This is a genomic window from Deltaproteobacteria bacterium (assembly GCA_016208165.1).
Taxonomy (GTDB): Bacteria; Desulfobacterota; Desulfarculia; order JACQYL01; family JACQYL01; genus JACQYL01.
In genome coordinates this window covers 117489-138659 of the sequence record JACQYL010000058.1, presented here as the reverse complement: position 1 = coordinate 138659, position 21171 = coordinate 117489, and the positions used below count along the sequence as shown (strand labels likewise).

Sequence of the window (21171 nt, the reverse complement as noted above, 5' to 3'; positions counted from 1 at the left end):
ACCCCGGGGAACAGGAGGTAGGGAGCGATGATTAATCGAGATTCAAATACGAATTGAAATTGACGAAGGATGGTGTAATGTGTACCTAAGATATACAAGGATTTCAACGGATCAGGAAATGGGAGGCGCTGAAATGGCCACTGAAAAGCCGAAGCAAAAATCGGAAATCACCTTCAAGTACGTTTACCAAAATGACTACAAGCCGGTTTACGTGAATGGGGTTTATGGAGGCACCTCGCCGAGGGGCGAAATTGAATTAAATTTTTTCCACGAGCGCCGGGATTTGGCGAATGAGATAACACATGACCTCGACTCATCTGGAAGACTGGGAAAAGTAATCAGAACTGACCCTAAAAATCTAAATGCCACTATGGTGCGATTCATATCCACAGGTGTAGTTATGTCTGTAGAATCAGCGAGAGAATTGAATGTTTGGCTTCAGCAGAAAATAGAAGAAGCCGAAAATTTAAAGACGATTTTGCAGCAAGCTTCTAGTCAAGAGAGGATCTAATGATGGCGAGTAACCTCTACTCAGCGAAGAATTACGATATGTATCCCTTCCTAAATGAACTACTTTATCCTGAGCGTTCCTATGATAGCCCTATAGGTGGAATGGACCAAACAACTGCAAGATTGGCAGTAAGATCGTGGAAAAATTATGCTGCTCAAATAGCTAGTTACGTAGAAAACACATTTGATGACAATTCTAAGAGATGTATTTATCAGCTATATGAGAATACTGAAACTACAAGAGAGATGCAATTACGTGAGATGCCTTATGAAGAGGCAAAGAACGAAATTCGACAGTTTTTTAATAAACATCCAAACGAAGATATTGTTCCTTCAGATATTATGTTTGAACTTAATATCGAGTATGTTTTAGTTTCCAGGATATGCGAAGAATTGAGAGAGGAAGGGGAAATTGAGTAGTATTTCTAAACAAATAGGATGCAATGAAACGACATTTCCCGATGAGGGCAAGTGTTTTCAAGCCGAAAACGTATTAATACTATGCCGAAATCCTATTGACTTCAAAACCTCCAAGGAATTTCGGACTGGTAATCACAGAATGTATATTGGTAACGCAAAAAAAAATGTTATAATAAAAATTGAGCGAACTTACAGGAAAGTTAGCAAGTGACTATCCAGTGTTTGCAAACCAATGGGTGCTCGGCATAGACAACGCAGCCATCGGTTATTTACTATCCAAGGGAACCTTTTCTTTACCTCCAACACATCCACATGTAAGCCATAATGCAAAATCACCGAATTCAAGCGGCTCCAAGACCGATCCGTCTTCTATGTACTGAATCGCTGCTTGCCAGAAGGTTTCCGTCACTTCCCGGCCAGGAACCTGTTTCCGGTACGCTGGCGTTATAGAGTAGAGTCTCAATAAGAACGCCTATGAGGGGAATACTGAGGGGAGCAATACACAGGGCAATAAAAAAGGACCTCCGATTTCTCCTCAGTCCCTGAACTTTTTGGTAGCGGGGGGAGGATTTGAACCTCCGACCTTCGGGTTATGAGCCCGACGAGCTACCTGACTGCTCCACCCCGCGGCACAATTTCTTATTAATACTTATTCCGAGCCTTCCTGTCAAGAGCATTCCTGACGTCTTATCATTTATAAAAGAGACCGTTCCCGGTTCAGGGAAGTTTAGTTCGGCGGAGGGCTAAAGTTCAGACGCGCCGGCGGACAGGGCTTCGGCAAGAAAGTCCGGCATGCGCACCATCCGTCCGTCGCGGTCCATACATACGTGCACGGTATAACCCGTGGCCAGGACCCGTTCTTTTGCATCCAACAGCCGGTAGTTGAACTGGGCGCTCACTTTGCGGAGGTTGTCCGGCCACGCTTCGATGGAAATGAGATCGTCGTAACGGATGGGTCTGCGGTATTTGCAGTAGGCTTCATGCACCGGCAGAAAGGTGCCTCGACGTTCCACTTCGGCGTAGGACAGACCCCGGGCGCGCATGTATTCGGCCCGACCGATTTCGAACCAGCGCATGTACTGGCCGTAATAAGCGAATTTCATGGCGTCCACGTCCCCGTAAAGGACGCGGACCTGCGTGCGGTGGCGCTGTGTGGTCACGGCCGCGCCACCTGTCCCATCAGTTCGTGGGCGGCTTCCACAACGTCTCCCGTGCGTGCGGCGGCCGTCTCGTCAAAGGATCTGTCCGGGTTTTCCTCGAGCAAATCCGAGCTGTCCAGCACGGCGAAGGGTACCGGCTCGCTCGTGTGGGTCCGCACGGAAATGGGCGTATTGTGATCCGTGATCAAGAGGACCCTGTAGCGCCCGAATTGCCGTAGACCCTTGATCACAGGGCCCACAACCCGCCGGTCAAAGTCTTCTATGGCGCGGATCTTGTTCTCGATGGAGCCGGAATGGGCCGCCTCGTCCGGGGCCTCGACGTGCAGATACACCAGATCCAGGTCCTTTAAACGATCCAGCGCATATTGAGCCTTTCCCTCGTAATTGGTGTCGAGGTACCCCGTGGCCCCCGGCACCTCGATGCTCTCCATGCCCGCATATACTCCGATGCCTTTCAATAGATCCACGGCCGAAATCACCCCGCCTCTGATGCCGAAGCGTTCGAAAAGGCCCGGCATGTTGGGCGCCTTGCCGGATCCCCAAAGCCAGATCGAGTTGGCCTTGAGGCCGTTTCCCGTGCGGGGGGTCGATTCGATGATCCCCCAGGATCGCCGGATGAGCTCGTTCAGGACCGGCATCCTTTCGTCGGTCAGCAGTGTACTCACCTCCTGACCGAGGAGGTCGTGGGGAGGAAAACTCGGGGCGTTTTCAGGGCCGCCTTTCCACACCATCAGATGCCTGTAGCTGACACCGGGATAGAAAGCCAACTCGCCGTTTCCCAGTTCTTTATCCAGTGCTTCGATCAACGGGCGGGCTGACGCGGATTCGATATGGCCGGCGGAATAGTCCTCCATATAGACGGCGCCTTGCCGGAAATCGAGGGTGACCAGATTGCAACGAAACGCCACTTCGTCCGGCGCCAACTCGATGCCCATGCTGGCGGCTTCCAGGGGAGCCCGTCCGGTGTGGTATTTCCTAGGGTCGTACCCCATAATGCTCAGATTGGCCACATCGCTGCCCGCTTCCATGCCCTGGGGAATGGTGCGCACCAGTCCGAGGCGGCCACGGCGGGCGATGGCGTCCATATTCGGCGTGTGCGCCGCCTGCAGCGGGGTACGGCCGGAAAGCTCCTCCAAGGGATAGTCTCCCATGCCGTCGCCCACCAGAATAACGGTTTTATGCCGGCTCATGCTTGGAATCCATTCAAAGATGATTTGGGGAGCCCCTGTGGAGCGGTTTACCCCTGTCAATGATCATTGTGGTTCCGGCTCCACGGTTTCGTCTTCATCTTCAACGCGGATCATCATGGTCTTGTTCCGGACCTCCTCGAGCCGATCGATTTCAGCCAACGCGGCTTGAACGTTTCGCTCGAGGGCCCGGTGGGTCAGCATGACAATAGGGACCGCGCCCCTGTAACGCCGGGCCTTCTGAATCACGGACGCTATGCTGATCAGACGGTTTCCGAGGATGCCTGAAATCTTGGACAGCACACCGGGGCGGTCCAGGGCGGAAAAACGGAAATAGTACCGGCTTTCTACGTCGTCCATGGGTTTAATCGGCCGCTCTTTCAGATAACTCTGCTCGAAAGCCAGGCTCGGAACCCGGCCGCTGACATTATGGGGGATGTTTCGGGCCAGTTCGATGATGTCCGCCACCACGGCGCTGGCCGTGGGCATCTCGCCTGCCCCCGCGCCGTACAACATGATATTTCCTACGGCGTCCCCCACCACGAGCAGCGCGTTGTAGGCCAGATTCACAGTGGCCAGCATGTGCTTTTCGGGAATCATGGTGGGATGAACCCGCGCCTCGATATCGCCCCCATCACACCGGCACATACCCAGTAATTTAACGCGGTATCCGAATTCCCCGGCAAGCTGAATGTCCAGTGGCGTGATGTGGCGGATGCCTTCCACGTATAACCGGCTGAAATCCACGTCCACGCCGAAGGACAACGCCGTCAGTATGGCTACTTTGTGCGCAGTGTCATGTCCGTCCACGTCGAAGGTGGGATCCGCTTCCGCGTAACCCAGGTTCTGAGCTTCCGCCAGAACGGTTTCGAAGTCGCTGCCCTCTTCGGTCATCTTGGTCAGGATGTAGTTGCACGTACCGTTGAGGATGCCCTGAATCTGGAGGATCCGGTTGGCGGCCAGGCCTTCCTTCAGAGTTCGGATGATGGGAATGCCTCCGGCCACGCTGGCTTCGAACAGGAGGTCCTTGCCGTACCGGGTCGACGCCTCGAACAGGGGTTTTCCGTCTTCCGCCAGAAGGGCTTTGTTGGCCGTGACCACGTGTTTTCCGTTCTCGAGGGCTTTCAATATAAAACGCTTGGCTGCGTCTTTGCCGCCGATGAGTTCTACGACCACGTCAATTTCCGGATCGTCCAGAATCCTCGATACATCCCCGGATAATAGGCCGGGGGGAAGGTTCAGTCCCCGGTCACGGCTGACGTCCAAATCCGCTATGGCCTTGAGGTTCAGGTTCACGCCCAGCCGATTTCGTATCCGATCGCCTTGCTCGAGCAGAATGCGAGCTACGCCGGCGCCCACGGTCCCCAGCCCGATAAGACCAACGTTGATGTCACGGCGGGTGTTGTTCATTTGCTGAATACCTTACGCAATCCCCGAATGGCCTGATTGGTTCGCTGCACGTTTTCGACCAGTGCGAAACGCACGTGATCGTCACCATATTCGCCGAATCCGCGGCCGGGAGATACGGCCACTTTGGCTTCCCGCATCAGCATCAGGGAAAATTCCACCGAGCCCATATGCAGGAACTCGTCCGGAATCTTCGCCCAGACAAACATGGTGGCTTTGGGCGATTCCACTTCCCATCCAATGCGGTTGAGACCGCCGACCAAAGCGTCTCTGCGCTCCCGATAAATGTCGACAATCTCCTTGACGCAGTCGTCCGGTCCGTCCAAGCCGATGACGGAAGCGATCTGAATGGGCTGGAAAACGCCGTAATCCAGATAGCTTTTCAGTCGAGTCAGGGCCTTGATCATCTCCACATTGCCCACGGCGAATCCCATTCGCCAGCCGGGCATGCTGTAGCTTTTGGACATGGAAAACAGCTCCACGCCCAGATCCTTGGCCCCCGGAACCTGTAGGAAACTCGGAGCCTTGTATCCGTCGAACACGAGATCCGCGTACGCGAAGTCATGGATCACCAGAATGTTGTGTTCCCTGGCGAACTCCACGATCCGTTCAAAGAAAGTCAGGTCAACGATTTCCGTGGTCGGATTGTGCGGAAACGAGATGATCAGCATTTTTGGAGCCGGCCAGGTGGTTTTGGTGGCTGTGAGCAGATCGTCGAAAAAGTCCCGTCCTCCCCCGATGGGGATGCTCCGCAGATCGCCTCCGGCAATGATCACCGAGTACGGGTGGATCGGATACGTGGGATTGGGAGCGAAGACCACATCACCCGGGGTGATAATGGCCAGAACGAGGTGCGACAGGCCTTCCTTGGCCCCGATGGTGGCAATCGCCTCGGTTTCGGGATCCAGGTCCACGTCGTACTTGCGCTTGTACCAGTTGCAGATGGCCTTTCGCAGACCGGTAATACCTCTCGATGCGGAATACCGGTGGTTGGCTCCTTTCTGGGAGGCTTCGATGAGCTTTGCCACAATGTGCTCCGGAGTGGGAATGTCCGGGTTCCCCATACCAAGGTCTATAATATCTTCGCCTGCCCGCCTCATCTGCATTTTGAGTTGGTTGACCGTAGCAAATACATACGGTGGGAGGCGTTTCATTCGCCTGAATTCTTCCATGACGCGTTCCTTCCAAAGCTTGAGATGAATCACGTATTTTATACAATTCGCCGGCGTCCGTCAAAAAAAATCATCGGGGGGAACTTTCTTGAGGCCTGTCATTCGATGACCCTCATCTGTTTCCATTGGCCTTGTCTGTAGCGCCACCAGAATATCAGGGCCAGGGCGAATGCATAAGCCGTAGCGAACGCCCAGGCCGCATAGAGGCCGGCATCGAGAAAGCGTATGCAGATGAACACCGGGATGATCATGACCCCCAGGGACAATACCGCCGAGGCCTCCATGACGAAGCGGGTGTCTCCGGCCCCCTGCAGCGCGCCGGCGTACACCAGATTCATGGCGTCCAGCACGCAATACAAGGCCACAAACCGCAAGAGCGCCACGCCCAGGCGGACCAAGGTCGACATTTCGGCCTGATCCCGGCCTCCGCTCACAAAGGGGCGCAGCAGTGTTTCCGGAATAAGCAGAAACAACAGGGCGACAAACGCCATGTACGCCGTCGTGATATGGATCGTGCTCGTGGCGGCTTCTTCACCCGCCTCGGGCTTACGGGCGCCGATGGCCTGTCCCACAAGTGTACTGACGCCGATGGAAAAGCCGATCATGGGCATGAAGGCCAGCGTATTGATGGCGAAAACAATATTGGTGGCCGCCAGTTCCACGGTGCCGAGGCGACCGATCATGAACACAAAGAACGTGAATGCGAATACGTCCATAAAGAACTGGATCCCTTTGGGGATTCCGAATTTCATCAATCGCAAAAACAGCTTTCCGTCGAACGAGCGGTTTCGCCAAACGCCGAAGGCGGCGTCGTGTTTTTGTGTAAAAATCAGACGCACGTACAAAAGGAACATCAAAGCCTGGCCCGCTACGGTGGCGATGCCCGCTCCGGCAATACCCATTTCCGGAAATCCCCAGACACCGTTGATCAGCGCATAGTCCAATGGAATATTGAGGGCCGCGCCCACGGCGTTCACGGCCATGACCGTGCGCGTGAGTCCGCGCCCCGAGTAGAAGCAGGCGAGGGTCCATTCCAACAACAGGAAGATGGAACCCAAAGTAAGGATCTGAAAATAAACGATTTCCAGCTTCCTGACCTCGGGAGGATGTCCAACCAGATCAAACAGCGGGCCGGCTAGAGCGGCCGCAATCCCAAGCAAAACGCCGGAAGCCAGCGAGAAATAGACGGCCTGCCAAAGCGCCGCTCCCAACCGGTTGTAGGCGCCCGAGCCCGTGTACTGAGCGACGAACGTATTGGTATAGCCGGCGACCCCTAGAAAAAAAGAGACGAGCGCGAAGGAGGCGATGCCCGCCGGCATGGAAGCCGCGATGGTGTCCACCGAGTAGTTGGCGAGGAACACCCGATCCGTGAAATGCATAAGCGTCAGGGAGCCCATGCTGGCCACCATAGGCAGGCTGATGGCAAACACATCTCTGTACCCGTTGGGCGAATCCCAGCGTTTCAACATCGCTAATCCGTTGGCTCGAGTTTGGTTGGAAATCGGAAGCGGACTCCGACGGCGGGAACATGCCTACATCGAGGTCAACATCCGGTCTGACCGGAAGGTGCTCCGGGAGCGTATCCTTTCGCGGGTTATACTAATTCCGAATTGACATATAGCATGCCTTTAATTCAGTTCTTCTATGCTCTCGACAAGCTCGGAATATAAGACAGCGGGAGATGAAGAAAAGATGAAAAAAAGATTCGTTCCGGTTGCAGCAGGAAGGAGGGTAGGGGCGTATGGCCATACGCCCCTATGACTAAGAAACCTCATGACGTCATTTGCTTTTTCCGGTCTTCCTACTGCCCCCCTTGCTCATTCGCCAATGATCTTGACAAGGACCCATTTCTTTCGGCCTCCGTCGAATTCCCCGTAGAAAATGCGTTCCCATGTTCCGAAATCCAGTCTTCCCCGGTGACGGCAACGACCACTTCGCGGCCCATGATCGAGCGCTTGAGGTGAGCGCCGCCGTTTTCCTCTCCGGTCTGGTTGTGCTTGTACTGCCTGACCGGTTCATGTGGGGCCAGCTTTTCCAGCCAATGTTCGAAGTCATCGTGAAGGCCGGATTCGTTGTCGTTGATGAACACGGAAGCAGTGATGTGCATGGCGTTTACCAGGCACAACCCCTCCTGGATTCCCGACTCCTCGAGACACTCTTCAACTTGCGGCGTAATATGAACAAAGGCTGTTCGAGTGGGGACATTCAACCAGAATTCCTTGCGATAGCTTTTCATCTGCATTCTCCTTTGCACTTGGGAAAACGGTCCCGATAAGAACCAAGTGTAGCAGATGTGACCCTTGATTCTCAAGCGGGTGCGACTCCTCTGGTTGCGTTCATTGCCGCATATATGAGATCAAGCGAATCCCCAGCATGGAATACTGTAGAATACGGTGTGGACCGGCAAGAATACAATATTCACCCGATTCGCCCATTCAAGAGCTGCTGATAGCCTCAGAGTATCCTTGAGCGCCCGGGTTCAACGGCTGCCGTGGGATCCGCAGGATTCGCTTGGACTCGATCAGAATAGCGGTGTTTGGAGCGGGGGACCCCGGTTGTGGTCGATGGAAACCCTCGCTGTGATGGAAACACGCAAGTTTCCATCTCTGAGCAGCAAGTAGAGGGAATTGATTAAACCGAGAAGAGCACAGGGGAGAGATCTATGAAATCACTTCAGTCATCAAGAATGGTTGTGATGTTCCTGGCTATAACCTTGCTTGCGGCAGGCGTGCTCGCGATCCAATCTGGAGGCGACCGCGCGGGTGCGCAGGAGAAGCCGTCCGGGGCGGCGAAAACGGAGGTGAGTATGCCCCTGCTCGACCCCGCGGATACCGTGCTGCTCTTGCTCGATCACCAGACCGGCCTGTTTCAGACCGTCAAGGACATCAGCGTGGCGGAATTGCGAACCAACACCGTAATCCTGATGAAAGCGGCCAAGCTCATGAAGGTCCCTGTTATCACGACCGCATCCGTACCGGATGGGCCGAATGGTCCCTTAATGGAGGAGATCCGGCAATACGCACCCGATGCGATCTACGTGCCGCGCAAAGGCGAAATCAGCGCCTGGGACAACGAAGATTTCATAAAAACCGTACGCAACACCGGCAGGAAAACACTGATCATTGCCGGCGTGTGGACCAGCGTTTGCGTTGCCTTCCCGGCTCTTCAGGCGAAGGCGGATGGCTATGAGGTTTACGCGGTGATGGATGCTTCCGGCGACCCGAGTGAGATGGCATCCAGAACAACGCTGGCGCGTCTGACCCAGGCCGGGGTTATCCCGGTCAGTACAAACGTGGTGTTTTGTGAACTGCAACGCACTTGGAATCGGCCTGACGCTGCGGATTTTGCCGAACTGTATGCCGCCTATGCTCCGAACTACCGGGCCGTGATGGAGAGCTTCGGAAAAGCGCAAGCAGCCCTCAAGGGAGAGAAGAAGTAGGAGCATCGCCGGAAGCCAATGCGTCCGGAAGGCATTTGTAAGCGGCCGAGGCGTTTGTCTCAGGTTGCGCCTCCGCCAAGAGAGAACGAACGTCATTCTCCAGTCTGCTTAGATGGTTCGGTTTCTAGTTTGGTTGTGAATGCCTTGAATGGAAGGAGGTGGCTCCAGAGCATGGATGGCAACTGCACAAGGAGAGATTTTCTGAAGCTGGCGGCGGTGACAACGGCCTATTCGTTGAGTGGTGGAGGCATGATCGCTCATGCAAGGTTGGAGAAGAACAACGTTGCCGACCGGGTGATTACGAATGCACGCGTCGCGACGATGGACCCAAGAAACCCATCAGCATCTGCGATAGCAATAAAAGACGGCCTCTTTCTGGCTGTGGGTTCCGATGACGAGGCGATGGCGCACAGGGGAATCGGAACAGAGGTGATCGATGCCGGCCGGGGGACCGTCATCCCCGGCCTTAATGACTCACATACCCATGTCATCCGTGGGGGTCTGAACTACAATTTGGAGCTGAGGTGGGATGGCGTTCCTTCCCTCGCCGATGCGTTGCGGATGCTCCGAGAGCAGGCGAAACGCACCCCACCTCCTCAGTGGGTGCGCGTTATCGGTGGGTGGTCGGAATTCCAGTTCGCCGAACAGCGGATGCCTACGCTCCAAGAGATCAATACCGCTGCGCCTGACACTCCCGTATTTGTGCTGCTGCTTTATGCCCGTGCACTACTCAATCAAGCGGCTCTCCGAGCCCTCGGTTTTACTAAAGATACGCCGAATCCTCCGGGCGGCCTCATCGAGCGTGACGGGAAGGGTATCCCCACGGGCATGCTGATTGCCGAGCCCAACGCGTTTATTCTCTATTCGACGATCGCAAAAGCGCCGCGACTTTCCTATGAAGACCAGCTCAACTCGAGCCGTCAGTTTATGCGCGAGTTAAACCGGCTCGGCGTGACGAGTGTTATCGATGCAGGCGGAGGGGGACAGAATTACCCAGAGGATTACAGGGTGATCGAAGATCTCGCAAAGAGCGGCCACCTCACCCTGCGGTTTGCTTATAACCTCTTTGCACAGAAGCCCTCGAACGAGCTGCAAGACTTTGCCCGATGGATCAAAATGACGGGCCCTGGAAGGGGGAACGATTTCCTGCGCATGAACGGGGGCGGCGAAAACCTCGTCTGGTCCGCGGCGGACTTCGAGAACTTCCTTGAGCCTCGCCCCGACCTCTCCCCTGTCATGGAAAACGAATTGAAAGCCGTGGTCGGGTTGCTCGCTGAAAATCGGTGGCCCTTCCGCATCCACGCAACGTACAACGAATCCATTTCACGCTTTCTGCGGATCTTCGAAGAGGTCAACAAGGAAGTTCCTTTCAACGGTATGCGCTGGTTCATCGACCACGCAGAAACGATTACCTCCCAGAACATCGAGCGCGTGCGCGCATTGGGCGGCGGCATCGCCATTCAGCACCGTATGGCGTTTCAGGGAGAATATTTTATCGGGCGTTACGGCGCACAAGCCGCCGAGCATACGCCCCCCGTTAAGAGGATGCTCGAAATGGGAGTGCCTGTCGGCGGCGGTACCGACGCCACCCGCGTTGCCAGTTACAACCCGTGGGTAAGCCTCTATTGGCTTGTTGCAGGCAGGACGGTCGGCGGAACGCCGCTCTATCCCGAACTAAATCGTCTCAGCCGAACGGAGGCGCTGAGGCTCTGGACCGCAGGCAGTAGCTGGTTCTCAGGCGAGGAAGGGAAGAAAGGGATGATCGCGCCGGGAAAGTTCGCCGACCTGGCGATTCTCTCTGACGACTACTTCTCGGTGGAGGAAGAACGAATAAAGCGCATTGAATCCGTTTTAACCATCGTCGATGGCAAAATCGTCTACGCGACGGGTGATTTTGGCCGCTTGGCTCCGCCGCTTCTTTCTGTAAGCCCTGATTGGTCCCCGGTTAACGAGTATGGCGGGTATCACCGCTCTGCCGCTCCTCTTTCATCGAGCGTTTCATCTTGTTCTTGCGCTCACCCACACGAGGGTCATGGCTATCCACTCGTGCTCGGTTCATCCGGAGAATTATGGAGAATGGGCTGTGATTGCTTCGTATTGTGAGTATGGGTTGGAAGTGGTCAGAGAGATGGAGCACACGCTCGATACGGCGCTGCTGAACAAACGCACCGCAGCGAACCGCCTCTAAGATCCGCTGTGGCGGGGTGCGACGATGGGACTCACGTTTCCCGCTCCACCTCGTCCCCTCGGAAGGCGCCGATGGTCGTCCCGGCCGAGAGGAAAATAAGAGCCGACACGCGTCGCTCACGAGCCTTCGAAAAAGTCCGGGGAAGTTCTTTTACCAGAAGCTTCCCCGGGCTGTTCCATAGGATTCCGTTATCTTATTGCGACAACAGGTTCATTCCACGGGCGTTCACTGAACCACAGGCGGCGTATCGCATCCCTGGTACGTAATGGTTGTGGTTGCCTGACTCGCGCACGTAAAGACGATCTGGCCCCCCGTAGGATAGTTGCAGTTCTGCGCCAGGTCCACCGTCATATCCGTGATCGTCAGACTGGTGTTGCCGAAGGTGCTCGTGGTCTGGGACGAAGTATTCACCGTCAGGATGTCGTTGAGCACCACAAACGTGAGTTCCGCCTGGGTAAGGTGGGATCCGGTTGTGCCTGTGATGGTCATGTCGGTCGTCACGTTGGCCGTGCTCTGGGCGTCAGACAATTCGGCGTCAATCGACGCGGTTCCGTTCAGGGAAACCTCGGCGGAGCCGAAGTTGGTGAAGGTCAGATCAGCGGCTATTTTCTGCAACTGGTTATTACTGGCGGCCGCCGTACCGGTTGCCGAAGCCGAGCCGTTGATGGCGTTGCCCATAACCGTCAGTCCGTTGGACGTGAAGGTGGCCGTAAAGGGGATATTATCCATGGAAGTGGCGTCCAGATCAAAGACCAGCGACCCCCCTCCGGCAAGCAACTGGGTTGCTCCCTGCTGTATGCTGGAAGAAAGGAGGTTTACCTGTCCGGAGAGTTGAACTTGCGTTCCCGTAATGTCTCCCGCAACGGTTATGTCCACGTTGCCTGTCGCCGTGCCATTGACCGCCCCTTCGGCGGCGCCGATATCCAGATTATTGATCGTTAGGGCAAAGTCTCCCTTGACGCCAATGTCGGTCAGACTGCCTAAATCGATATCGAGATTGTCGAGTTGTATGACCGCTGAACCGGAAACCGTCAGGTCCCCCAAAGTGCAGCCGGTTACGAAGTCGAGCGTGATGGTCATGCTCGAGGGAATATTAAGCAGGTTAAGGGGCGGATCGAAGGTCACCGTGGGACACGTACCGGCGCCGCCCAGAATTCCCTGCACAAGGGTGCTCAGAGCGTCCAGAAGAGCGCTTGCCGGTGTTTCCCCGCCCACGCTGTACAGTGTACTGAGAGTAGCCGATATATCCTGAGCCTCCTCGGGTCCCACGTCGCAATCGCTGATACCGTTCGTGACGTCCGGTGCGGTGAAGCTCTTTGTCAAGGTCCAGGCCTCTGAACCGTTCTGACCCGACTCTATGGTGGCGCCTACGGTGCCGTCCTGGTTGAACGTCATGGTGAGGTTGCTGGCGCCGTGAATGTAGTCGGTGACTTGAACCCCGTCCGTGTAGTCGTTATCCAGAAACACATAATACGTCGCCAGATCCTTGGTGAAGATGGCGATCATGGATTTGGCGGTGTAGAACTGCAAGTAACAGCTGACGGCGTCGGCCGTGGGCCGGAACGTGCTGCTCATGGTAGCGGGAGACTGATAAATGCCGTCGCCTACGTGTCCAGTATCCGGAGAAGTGAAAGATCGGCTCAGGATCAGCGATCGCTGGGGTTGGCCCGGCAGGGTCAAGGTTCCCGTTGCGGACGAATCGCCGCTGAACGTCAACTGGAGATGTTTGTTTGCGTTGTCGAGTCCTGCGATATCCACTCCGTCGCGGTGATCCGGATCCAGAAATACGTGAAAATCATCGCCCTGCGGGGTGAGAATCACTAAAATCGAGTGTGTGGTGTATGTCTGGATATAGCCGGCCAGCGATTGGCCGGCATCCTCGGTGAACCAGATACCGTCCACCTCTGCCGCCAGACCAGCCGTGCAAAACAGAAAGACTATGGAAATGGTCGAGAAAACCAGAAACGCTTTTCGCCTCATAGCCTTGACTCCTTCTTGTCGTAATGGTTGGGTGTAGATCAAAAATCGAACGCTCTCCAAGGAAGGCCGGTCGCGGAATGTCTCTGAACGGGCTGGCCGTTCAATGCGTCTTCGGGTGCGAAATGCGCCTTCCGTCCCTCCCGCACTCTTGTTTCATGGAGTAGCCTGTCCACTCGGTCCGTTCCGCGGAAGAATCCCACTGTCGTACGCAAATCCGTATACAGGGCGGGTTGTTGTTCTCTATCTAATAGCATAGTGTATCCGCTAAACTCCCTCAAGTCTTTTCTTGGGGAGATCCGGCCTGTTCTCTCAACCGGCGGTACCGGAAACAGTCCGTCACATGATCGTTCACCATGCCCACGGCCTGCATGAACGCATAACAGATGGTGGGGCCTACGAAGGTAAATCCTCGTTTTTTGAGGTCCCGGCTCATAGCCGAGGATTCGTCGGTGCTTGCGGGGATCTGATCCGGGCGGTCCCAGGCGTTCTGGATGGGGGTTCCCTGAACGAATTGCCAGATGTACCGGTCGAAACTTCCAAAGCTCTCCTGAACCTCGAGAAAGGCCCGGGCGTTCCGAATCGCCGACGTTATTTTTCTCCGGTTTCGGATGATTCCCGGATTGGCAAGAAGCGATTCGATTTTCTCTGTGTCGTATCGGGCAATATCTTCCACGATCCAGTGGTCGAACGCATTGCGATAGTTTTCCCGTTTCCTTAAAATCGTCAACCAACTCAATCCTGCCTGGGCGCCTTCCAGTATAAGCATTTCGAAGAGCTTTCGATCCTCGTGCCGGGGCGTCCCCCATTCCTTGTCGTGGTATTCGATATACAGCGGATCCGTGTCGGCCCAGGCGCATCGTCTGATCATGTGTCCCTCCGTATTTACACGGTCAGGCGCTTCTGTTCTTCGCTGCGGATCTCGCGCCGGAGCAGTTTTCCTACTTTGGACTTGGGAAGCATGTCCCTGAACTCGATGTATTGAGGTACTTTGTAGGAAGGTAGTCGTTGCCGGGTCCATTTCATAAGGTCGTAACCCGTTATTCCTTTTATGTCTTTTTTCAAAACCACAAACGCTTTTATGCGTTCGCCGAGCTTTTCGTCCGGTATGCCCACCACACACGAGCTGATCACGGCCGGATGCTCCTGGAGCACCGCTTCGATTTCGCTGGCGCTTACCCGATATCCTTTGTGCTTGATGGTGTCCACCGTGCGATCCACGAAGTACAGATATCCGTTTTCATCCTGCCGGACGATGTCACCCGTACGGTACCAATTGCGTTCGCCGATACGGACGAAGGACGATTGGGTTTCCTCGGGCTTATTCCAGTAGGAACTCACCATCTTGTCCGAGGATACCAGAAGTTCCCCAGGGTCGCCCGGAGTCACGCGATCGAGGCTCACAGCATCCACGATGAGGATTTTCTTGCTTGGAAGGGGCAGGCCCATGGCTCCCGAGGGGTTTTCGACTCCGGTCGGGCACATGGCCACGCCTCCGACGGTTTCGGTGGCCCCGTAGCCCTGATAGACCTGCCGGTCGAGGGTGGACCGCCATCGTTTTCCCACTTCGGCGGGAAGCACGTCTCCTGCGCTGAAGCAGTATTCGAGGGAGGTCAGATCATACTGGTCCAAGCGATCATGCTCGAGGATCATGCGGTACAGCGCGGGTACTCCGATGAACGTTTTGGCGCCGGAACGTTGTATGGCGTCGAGGATGCCGTCTATGTTGACCTTCGGAGCCACGATGAGCGTTCCGCCCACGAGTAGCGTTCCCAGGCCGCATGCCTGGCCCAGTATATGAAAGAGGGGGGCGGCGCACATGATAACGTTGTCTTCTTTTTTGAACAGTCCCTCACAAACGGCCAGTTGTTCGAGAGATGCCTGCATGAACGCGTCGTGGGTGATCGGCACTCCCTTGGGGTATTTCGTGGTGCCGCCGGTGTACAGAATTTCGGCCGTGTCTTCCGGCTTCACGTCCGGAAGCGATGCGCCGGATCCGCCTTTCTTGACGATGTTCAGAAACGAGTGGGTGTCCCGACCGGAAACGACGTTTCCGGAAGGCGCCCTGTCAAACAGCCATCCCACGGCCTTCTTGTACCACGGGAGCAAGTCCACCACTCGGGTGATCACGATCTGCTCGATGTTCGAGTCAGGCTTGATCTGTTTCACGTATCCGAAGTTCCGATCCGTGCACACAATGGCGAAGGCGCCGGTGTCATTGGCGATGTAGTCGAGATCGTACGGCGTGTAAATGGGGGTGATGGGAACGGCAACGGCTCCTGCCCTCAAGATGCCGAGCCAGGCCACTACCCACTGGATGGAATTGGGCGCGTACAGGATCACCTTATGACCTTGGCGCACTCCAAGGTCCTGCAGTCCGCCGGCAAATCTCCGGACGTAATGACCCAGCCGCTCGTACGTGTATGTGGCGCCGAGATAGATGAGGGCGGTTTTCCGGGCGTTCGTCCGGACGGACTGTTCAAATGCGTCGAGGATGGTCGGATTTTCCGGCGCTGTCATGAAATACCTTTACTTACACTCCAAAGTACGCTGATTTTACTTCGGGATTGTCCATCAGTTCCTTTCCCGTCCCTTTCAGCGTGAGCATACCGTTTTCAATAACGTAGCCCCGATCGATCATGGGCAATATGGGTCGGGCGAACTGCTCGGTGATGAGAATGGTAGCTCCTGAGGCCTCGTTGACTTTTTTTATGGATTCCACCAGCGAGTTTTGCATGGCAGGACTCAGGCCCAGCAGCGGTTCGTCGAGCAGGAGCAGGGAAGGCCGGACCACGAGAGCCATTCCGATGGCCAGCATCTGCTGCTCGCCCCCGCTCATGAACCCCGCCTTGCGGCGTCTCAATGGACCCAGAATGGGAAACAGTTCAAAAACGGAATCGATGTTGCGGTCTCGTTCCTTTCGGCTGCAGAGGTAGCCGGCGATTTTCAAGTTCTCGTGCACATCGCTTTCCCGGAAAATGGGATGACGTTCCCGGCACAGCACGATTCCCTTTTTCACCCGTTCGTGAGGAGGCATTGGAGTGACGTCTTCCCCTTTGAAAGACACCGTTCCTACCAGGGTGATTCGTTCGCCCCCCTTTCGCTGTTCCTTGATTTTCATATCGATGATCAGGCCGGAGATGGTGTTCATCAGCGTCGTTTTCCCCGCGCTGTTGGAACCGATCACGCCCACGATTTCACCTTGATCTACGTCCATGCTGAATTCGTTGATCGCGAGGGCGTTTTCATAAAAAACCATGAGGTTCCGAATCTTCAGCACGGACTTACCCCTCCGTTTCCGTACCCAGGTAGGCTTTCTTGACGGCTTCGCTGTCCATAACCGTCTGCGGCGGTCCCTCCGCTATTTTTCGGCCGAAATTAAGCACCATCACCTTATCGGCGATGCGGAACAGCTCGCGCAGGCGGTGTTCGATCATGACGATGGTTTTCCCATCGACCCGAAGTTTCTCGATGATCGGAAGGATGGAAGCCACTTCCGCCATGCTAAGCCCGGAAAACAGTTCATCGAGAATGACGAGATCCGCCCGCATAGCCAGGCACTTGCCCAGTTCGAGGCGTTTCAAATAGCCGTGGGGCAGCACTTTGGCGGCTTTGTTGATAACGTCGGAATCCCGCTCGAATCCGACTTCCTCCAGGATGTCCTTGGCAACGGCGTCCCGGTCTCCATATTTTCCGCCGGCCAGTCGTTTCACCCTAGGGGAGTAGAGGGGTACGACGAGATTCTTGAAGGCGGGCAACTGATAAAAGGGCCGCACCATCTGGAAGGTACGGACAATGCCGGCATGGGCCCTCTTGCTGGGCGACATTCGCGTAATATCCGCGCCTTGGAATACGACCCGGCCCGAATCCGGTTTCACGAATCCGGTGATCAGATTCACCAGGGTCGTTTTCCCGGAGCCGTTGGGACCGATGATCCCGAGAAGGCGGCCTTCCTGGAGGTCGAAACTCACCGAATCGATGGCTGTGACCCCACCGAATCTTTTGGTGAGTCCGGATACCGATAGAAGGGTATGGTCTTTTTCGGCTAAAGCTCTTTCCATCGTTCGAATTGGGAGTACTTCCTCTGGAGGTAATGGAATATGCCTTCAGGCAGCGCCACAATAAACACCACTAAAGACAGGGAGTAGACGATGATGCGAAGTCCTCCTATGCCCCGAAGCAGTTCGGACAGGGGCACAAGGATAAAAGAACCTAGCATCGGCCCGGCAAAAGTGCCCATGCCGCCCACCACGGCGGACGCAATGGGGAGGATCGAATAGTCCAGGGCAAACACCGGCATGCCCACAAACATATAGATGTGGGTCATGATTCCCCCGGCGAACGCGCTCATGGAGGCTCCGATGAAGAGAGCCTGGGCTTTCAACACATAAATGTTTATGCCGGAACTGATGACGGACCGGTCGTTGTCATTGATGCCCGAGAGCACGAGCCCGTAATCGGAACCCATCAGGCGGCGCAGTCCGAACAGGGCAACCCACACGGCGATCAGCGGAAGATACAGTTCAACCCAAGAATTGGGAAACGGATCCAGGCCGCTGATGCCTTCCGTGCCTCCCAGAATCTTGGTGGCCTCGATGATGCGTTCGAACATCAGGGGCAACACCAGGGTCACCATGGAGAAATAGATGCCCCGAAGCCTGAGTACCGGGACCAGCAGCAACGTACAGAACGCCCCGCCGAGGACGGCGCCGAGGGGGACCGTAATGACCGGACTCCATCCGAGGGAATGATTCAGGTATCCGGACACGTACGCGCCCGCTCCGAAAAAGAGGGCCTGCCCCAGGGACACCATGCCGCAGCGTTGCAGGAAATCCCAACTCAAAGCCAGGATGCCGAAAACGGATGCGGAGATGAGCACTCTCTGCCAGTAAGGGGGGGCAATCAGGGACAAGACGATGGCTGCAAGAATGGGCACGGCGCGGGGGGCGATCAGGTAGAGCATCTCCCTGTAGGAAGTCACGGCGAAGATATCCTCGCTGCGCGCCTTGATGCCCCGATCTATCCGTTCCTTGCGCAGTCCCATGCCTGCCTCAGATCCTTTCTTCCAGTTCTTTTTGCTTGCCGAACAGTCCGGAAGGCTTGGCCACCAGGATGATGAGAATCGCCACAAGACTGACAATCATTACCCAACTCGCCCCAAGATAGGTGGAGGTGAACATCTGAGCGTACCCGATGAGGAAGCTTGCCACCACCACTCCAACGGTGCTTCCGAGTCCTCCTACGATGCATACGGCAAGGGCGTTTACCAGAACGTCGTAGCCGCCCTCCACCGAGATGGTTCCCAGCGGGAGGATGGTCACGGCCGCTACGGCCGATAGACCCGCTCCAAAGGCCACGCTCAACGTGGCCACCCAGTCGGAGTGGATGCCGAGGGACAGAGCGGTCTGCTCCTCCTGGGCAATCCCTCGAAAAGCCAGCCCGGTTTTCGTATGATGAGTGAACACATAAAGAAAAGCGGCCAGAAGCAGGCCGATGCCCACAATGCCGAGCCGCTGATAATCCACGTACACGCCTAGGAACTCGATGCTCTCTGATGAAAAAACCGGGAGCGTGTACTGAAAGCCGATAAACCCCAGGTATCGGAACGTTTCGAGTATGGTCAGTCCGATGGCGAAGGTGGCGATCACCTCGGACACGACCATGCCTCGGAGCCGTAGGAGTACGAACCTGTACGTCAGGGCTCCGACCAACGCTGTGGCAAGGATCGATAACGCAACACTCACCAGGTAGGGAAGGGAGACCAGGTTGATGAAAATCCAAACCAGGTATCCGGCGAGCACGTACAAGGCGCCGTAAGAAAAGTTGGCGACGCCGCTGATACCGAAGGTGAGGTTAAAACCCAGGGCAATCAGGGCCAGAATGACGCTGTTTATAAAGCCGTAGACGAGAGTTCCGACGAGCAAGAATCAAGCCCCTGTAGCAGCCCCGAATCCTCCCTGGATCGGGAGGAGACGGGGTGACCGATCGAACGGTTTACTGTTTAGCCGGCGTTACGAAGGAGGGTAGTACGATTTTTCCCTCTTCAAGGGACGGGGGATATACGATAACTCGCTTTCCGTCCTCGGTCCATTGATAGACACAGCCCAAGGCCTCGGCTTGCGGATCGGCTCCATAAAGGACCTGATTGGACTCGCTGAATTTGATCCTGCCCATGACACCCTGTCTGTCCGTCGCCTTGAGCGCCTCCACGATCTTGTCCGGGTCCAGGGACCCCGCCCTCGTTATAGCCTCCGCCAGGAGGTATACGGACTCGTAGGAGGGAGCGGGACCATGACCGGCCTCGATGGGCTTGCCGTACTTCTTCTCGTACGCGTAGTAGAAATCCTTAGCCGGGGCGTATTTTTCGGTCGGGATGTTGCCGATCTCGAAGATGGAGTTCAACGCGCCGCCGATTTGTCCGTCGAAGGTCTTCCAGGCGCCCGGACCGGCCAGCGGGGAATTGAAGCCGGCTATGATGGCGGGAACCTTCATGCTTTTCCACTGTTTTACCAGGATGCCGCTTTGCGGCATGTCGAAAATGTTCAAAATGACCTGGGCTCCTGTTGCTCTTACCTTCATGAGACCGGCCGAGAAATCGGAAGACCCGGTGGGATAGATCTCCTGACCCAGCACGGTCCATCCGGTCTTCTGGAAAAAGTTGTCGATCATGGCCTTCGCCACACCTCGAGCCCAAGCCACGTCCTGGTTCATGACAAACACCTTGTTGAAACCGAACTCCTGGTTCAGGAACTTCATGCCGCCGATGAGATACCCCACCAGATACTTGCCGTTCAGACAAGTGCGGAAAATATATTTGTATTTTTCGGGGTTTTCCATGAGCTTGGCTTCTGAAGTGGGCGCCACGGCGATGGTGCCCAACATGGGCACTTTGTATTTGGCGATGATGTCCATGGCCGCCAGAAGGGCTTCGGATCGAAACGGCCCCACCACGAGGGCATTGACTTTCTTCTCGAGAATGATTTTTTCGATTCCCAACAACGCCTCGGGCACGGGAACCCCCGGAGCCGCGTCGCGTATGTCAATGGATTCTATTTCCAGCGGCATTTTCTTGTCGCCGACTTGTACGCCGCCCTGCGCGTTGATTTCATCCACGGCCAGTCGGACGCAGTTTAGACTCTCTTCGCCCTCTAGAAACGTGAGGGAGGTCGGCACGCCGATGACGATACTTTCGGCGGCGTACAGTTTTCCGGTTGGACAAACAACCAAAACTCCCACGAGGATCGCCACTAGGTAGCCAAGCGCACGTGCCTTCATGTCATTGCCTCCCGAAGCTAAAAGGTTCAATCGTTAAAGAAGGAAGCTGCGACAACCGTTGAGCTGCTCACCAACTTCCCACTGGCGTTTTTTAGGAGGGTGATGATTAGTCGTTCGGAAAATTGAGAAGCTGTGGGAACCCGTTTCTATCATCTGTCACAAATCTTTTATACACGAAAACGCCGCCCTGTATACAATTTTTTTCTACAGTGTTCGAGACGTACGTGTAACATATTGTTATACATGATTAATTTGCTAGGTGTGCAGGTTGCGTCGTGCTCGTCGCGGAGTCGGACCCCACTTCCCCGGCAACACGTTTTGCACCGAGTCCAATTTCCAGCCCTCTTTTTGAATGTTGGTCGTGCGATGATGAGGGCGTATCGCGATACGCCCCTACTTGACAACCATCGGCAAACGGTTCTAATCAGACTCCTTA

17 protein-coding genes, 1 tRNA gene and 1 pseudogene are annotated in these 21171 nt (G+C 55.4%); 4 read left to right on the top strand and 15 right to left on the bottom strand.

Translation table 11 applies throughout. From position 1 onward, the window contains the following. Positions 1-133: 133 nt before the first annotated feature. Together HY788_13175 and HY788_13170 are read left to right on the top strand one after the other, a co-directional pair. Complete coding sequence (locus HY788_13175) at positions 134-511, top strand: hypothetical protein (GenBank protein MBI4775104.1); 378 nt, start codon at positions 134-136, stop codon at positions 509-511. Then, positions 511-930, top strand: a complete 420-nt coding sequence (locus tag HY788_13170; protein MBI4775103.1) for a hypothetical protein — start codon at positions 511-513, stop codon at positions 928-930. The genes HY788_13175 and HY788_13170 overlap by 1 nt, the downstream gene beginning before the upstream one ends. A 552-nt stretch (positions 931-1482) precedes the next feature. On the opposite strand, the gene HY788_13165 is transcribed toward HY788_13170, so the two are convergent. The 7 genes and pseudogenes from HY788_13165 to HY788_13135 all read right to left on the bottom strand — a co-directional run bounded on the left by HY788_13165 (position 1483) and on the right by HY788_13135 (position 8092). Next, a tRNA-Met gene (locus HY788_13165) sits at positions 1483-1559 on the bottom strand. Positions 1560-1673: 114 nt separating this feature from the next. Continuing rightward, a complete protein-coding gene (locus tag HY788_13160) occupies positions 1674-2033 on the bottom strand; it encodes an acyl-CoA thioesterase (GenBank protein MBI4775102.1) in 360 nt (119 codons plus the stop codon). 53 nt (positions 2034-2086) lie between these two features. Next, positions 2087-3280, bottom strand: a complete 1194-nt coding sequence (locus HY788_13155) for a cofactor-independent phosphoglycerate mutase (protein ID MBI4775101.1) — start codon at positions 3278-3280, stop codon at positions 2087-2089. A 63-nt stretch (positions 3281-3343) separates the two neighbouring features. Continuing rightward, positions 3344-4687, bottom strand: a complete 1344-nt coding sequence (locus HY788_13150) for a homoserine dehydrogenase (protein ID MBI4775100.1) — start codon at positions 4685-4687, stop codon at positions 3344-3346. Then, the gene (locus HY788_13145) at positions 4684-5856 is read right to left on the bottom strand and encodes an aminotransferase class I/II-fold pyridoxal phosphate-dependent enzyme (protein MBI4775099.1); all 1173 of its coding nucleotides are present in this window, start codon (positions 5854-5856) and stop codon (positions 4684-4686) included. The genes HY788_13150 and HY788_13145 overlap by 4 nt, the downstream gene beginning before the upstream one ends. A gap of 98 nt (positions 5857-5954) precedes the next feature. Beyond that, positions 5955-7325, bottom strand: coding sequence for an MATE family efflux transporter (locus HY788_13140; GenBank protein ID MBI4775098.1), 1371 nt, complete (start codon positions 7323-7325; stop codon positions 5955-5957). 348 nt (positions 7326-7673) lie between these two features. Further along, positions 7674-8092: pseudogene (locus tag HY788_13135) on the bottom strand (YjbQ family protein). 570 nt (positions 8093-8662) lie between these two features. On the opposite strand from HY788_13135, the gene HY788_13130 reads away from it, so the two are divergent. Further along, a complete protein-coding gene (locus HY788_13130; protein MBI4775097.1) occupies positions 8663-9295 on the top strand; it encodes a hydrolase in 633 nt (210 codons plus the stop codon). Positions 9296-9466: 171 nt separating this feature from the next. After that, positions 9467-11398, top strand: a complete 1932-nt coding sequence (locus HY788_13125; protein MBI4775096.1) for an amidohydrolase — start codon at positions 9467-9469, stop codon at positions 11396-11398. Positions 11399-11708: 310 nt separating this feature from the next. On the opposite strand, the gene HY788_13120 is transcribed toward HY788_13125, so the two are convergent. From HY788_13120 to HY788_13085, 8 genes are all read right to left on the bottom strand, one after another. Further along, entirely contained in the window at positions 11709-13463 is a 1755-nt protein-coding gene (locus tag HY788_13120; GenBank protein ID MBI4775095.1) for a hypothetical protein, read from the bottom strand. A gap of 274 nt (positions 13464-13737) precedes the next feature. Next, positions 13738-14331, bottom strand: coding sequence for a DNA-3-methyladenine glycosylase I (locus HY788_13115; protein ID MBI4775094.1), 594 nt, complete (start codon positions 14329-14331; stop codon positions 13738-13740). A gap of 14 nt (positions 14332-14345) precedes the next feature. After that, a complete protein-coding gene (locus HY788_13110) occupies positions 14346-15980 on the bottom strand; it encodes an AMP-binding protein (protein MBI4775093.1) in 1635 nt (544 codons plus the stop codon). A 13-nt stretch (positions 15981-15993) separates the two neighbouring features. Beyond that, positions 15994-16740: an ATP-binding cassette domain-containing protein gene (locus HY788_13105; protein MBI4775092.1), complete on the bottom strand. Its 747-nt coding sequence runs from the start codon at positions 16738-16740 to the stop codon at positions 15994-15996. A 4-nt stretch (positions 16741-16744) separates the two neighbouring features. Then, complete coding sequence (locus HY788_13100) at positions 16745-17521, bottom strand: ABC transporter ATP-binding protein (GenBank protein ID MBI4775091.1); 777 nt, start codon at positions 17519-17521, stop codon at positions 16745-16747. Continuing rightward, positions 17506-18504 (bottom strand): branched-chain amino acid ABC transporter permease, encoded by a 999-nt coding sequence (locus tag HY788_13095; GenBank protein MBI4775090.1) that lies wholly within the window; start codon positions 18502-18504, stop codon positions 17506-17508. The genes HY788_13100 and HY788_13095 overlap by 16 nt, the downstream gene beginning before the upstream one ends. Positions 18505-18511: 7 nt before the next feature. After that, complete coding sequence (locus HY788_13090; GenBank protein ID MBI4775089.1) at positions 18512-19384, bottom strand: branched-chain amino acid ABC transporter permease; 873 nt, start codon at positions 19382-19384, stop codon at positions 18512-18514. 70 nt (positions 19385-19454) lie between these two features. Further along, positions 19455-20735, bottom strand: a complete 1281-nt coding sequence (locus HY788_13085) for an ABC transporter substrate-binding protein (GenBank protein ID MBI4775088.1) — start codon at positions 20733-20735, stop codon at positions 19455-19457. Between the last annotated feature and the right edge of the window lie 436 nt (positions 20736-21171).

What these genes read in the sequence shown, in the direction of transcription:
- HY788_13175 (MBI4775104.1), top strand. Translation starts at nt 134, where the DNA reads ATGGCCACTGAAAAGCCGAAGCAAAAATCGGAAATCACCTTCAAGTAC.
- HY788_13170 (MBI4775103.1), top strand. Translation starts at nt 511, where the DNA reads ATGATGGCGAGTAACCTCTACTCAGCGAAGAATTACGATATGTATCCC.
- HY788_13160 (MBI4775102.1), bottom strand. Translation starts at nt 2,033, where the DNA reads ATGAAATTCGCTTATTACGGCCAGTACATGCGCTGGTTCGAAATCGGT.
- HY788_13155 (MBI4775101.1), bottom strand. Translation starts at nt 3,280, where the DNA reads ATGAGCCGGCATAAAACCGTTATTCTGGTGGGCGACGGCATGGGAGAC.
- HY788_13150 (MBI4775100.1), bottom strand. Translation starts at nt 4,687, where the DNA reads ATGAACAACACCCGCCGTGACATCAACGTTGGTCTTATCGGGCTGGGG.
- HY788_13145 (MBI4775099.1), bottom strand. Translation starts at nt 5,856, where the DNA reads ATGGAAGAATTCAGGCGAATGAAACGCCTCCCACCGTATGTATTTGCT.
- HY788_13140 (MBI4775098.1), bottom strand. Translation starts at nt 7,325, where the DNA reads ATGTTGAAACGCTGGGATTCGCCCAACGGGTACAGAGATGTGTTTGCC.
- HY788_13130 (MBI4775097.1), top strand. Translation starts at nt 8,663, where the DNA reads ATGCCCCTGCTCGACCCCGCGGATACCGTGCTGCTCTTGCTCGATCAC.
- HY788_13125 (MBI4775096.1), top strand. Translation starts at nt 9,467, where the DNA reads ATGGATGGCAACTGCACAAGGAGAGATTTTCTGAAGCTGGCGGCGGTG.
- HY788_13120 (MBI4775095.1), bottom strand. Translation starts at nt 13,463, where the DNA reads ATGAGGCGAAAAGCGTTTCTGGTTTTCTCGACCATTTCCATAGTCTTT.
- HY788_13115 (MBI4775094.1), bottom strand. Translation starts at nt 14,331, where the DNA reads ATGATCAGACGATGCGCCTGGGCCGACACGGATCCGCTGTATATCGAA.
- HY788_13110 (MBI4775093.1), bottom strand. Translation starts at nt 15,980, where the DNA reads ATGACAGCGCCGGAAAATCCGACCATCCTCGACGCATTTGAACAGTCC.
- HY788_13100 (MBI4775091.1), bottom strand. Translation starts at nt 17,521, where the DNA reads ATGGAAAGAGCTTTAGCCGAAAAAGACCATACCCTTCTATCGGTATCC.
- HY788_13095 (MBI4775090.1), bottom strand. Translation starts at nt 18,504, where the DNA reads ATGGGACTGCGCAAGGAACGGATAGATCGGGGCATCAAGGCGCGCAGC.
- HY788_13085 (MBI4775088.1), bottom strand. Translation starts at nt 20,735, where the DNA reads ATGAAGGCACGTGCGCTTGGCTACCTAGTGGCGATCCTCGTGGGAGTT.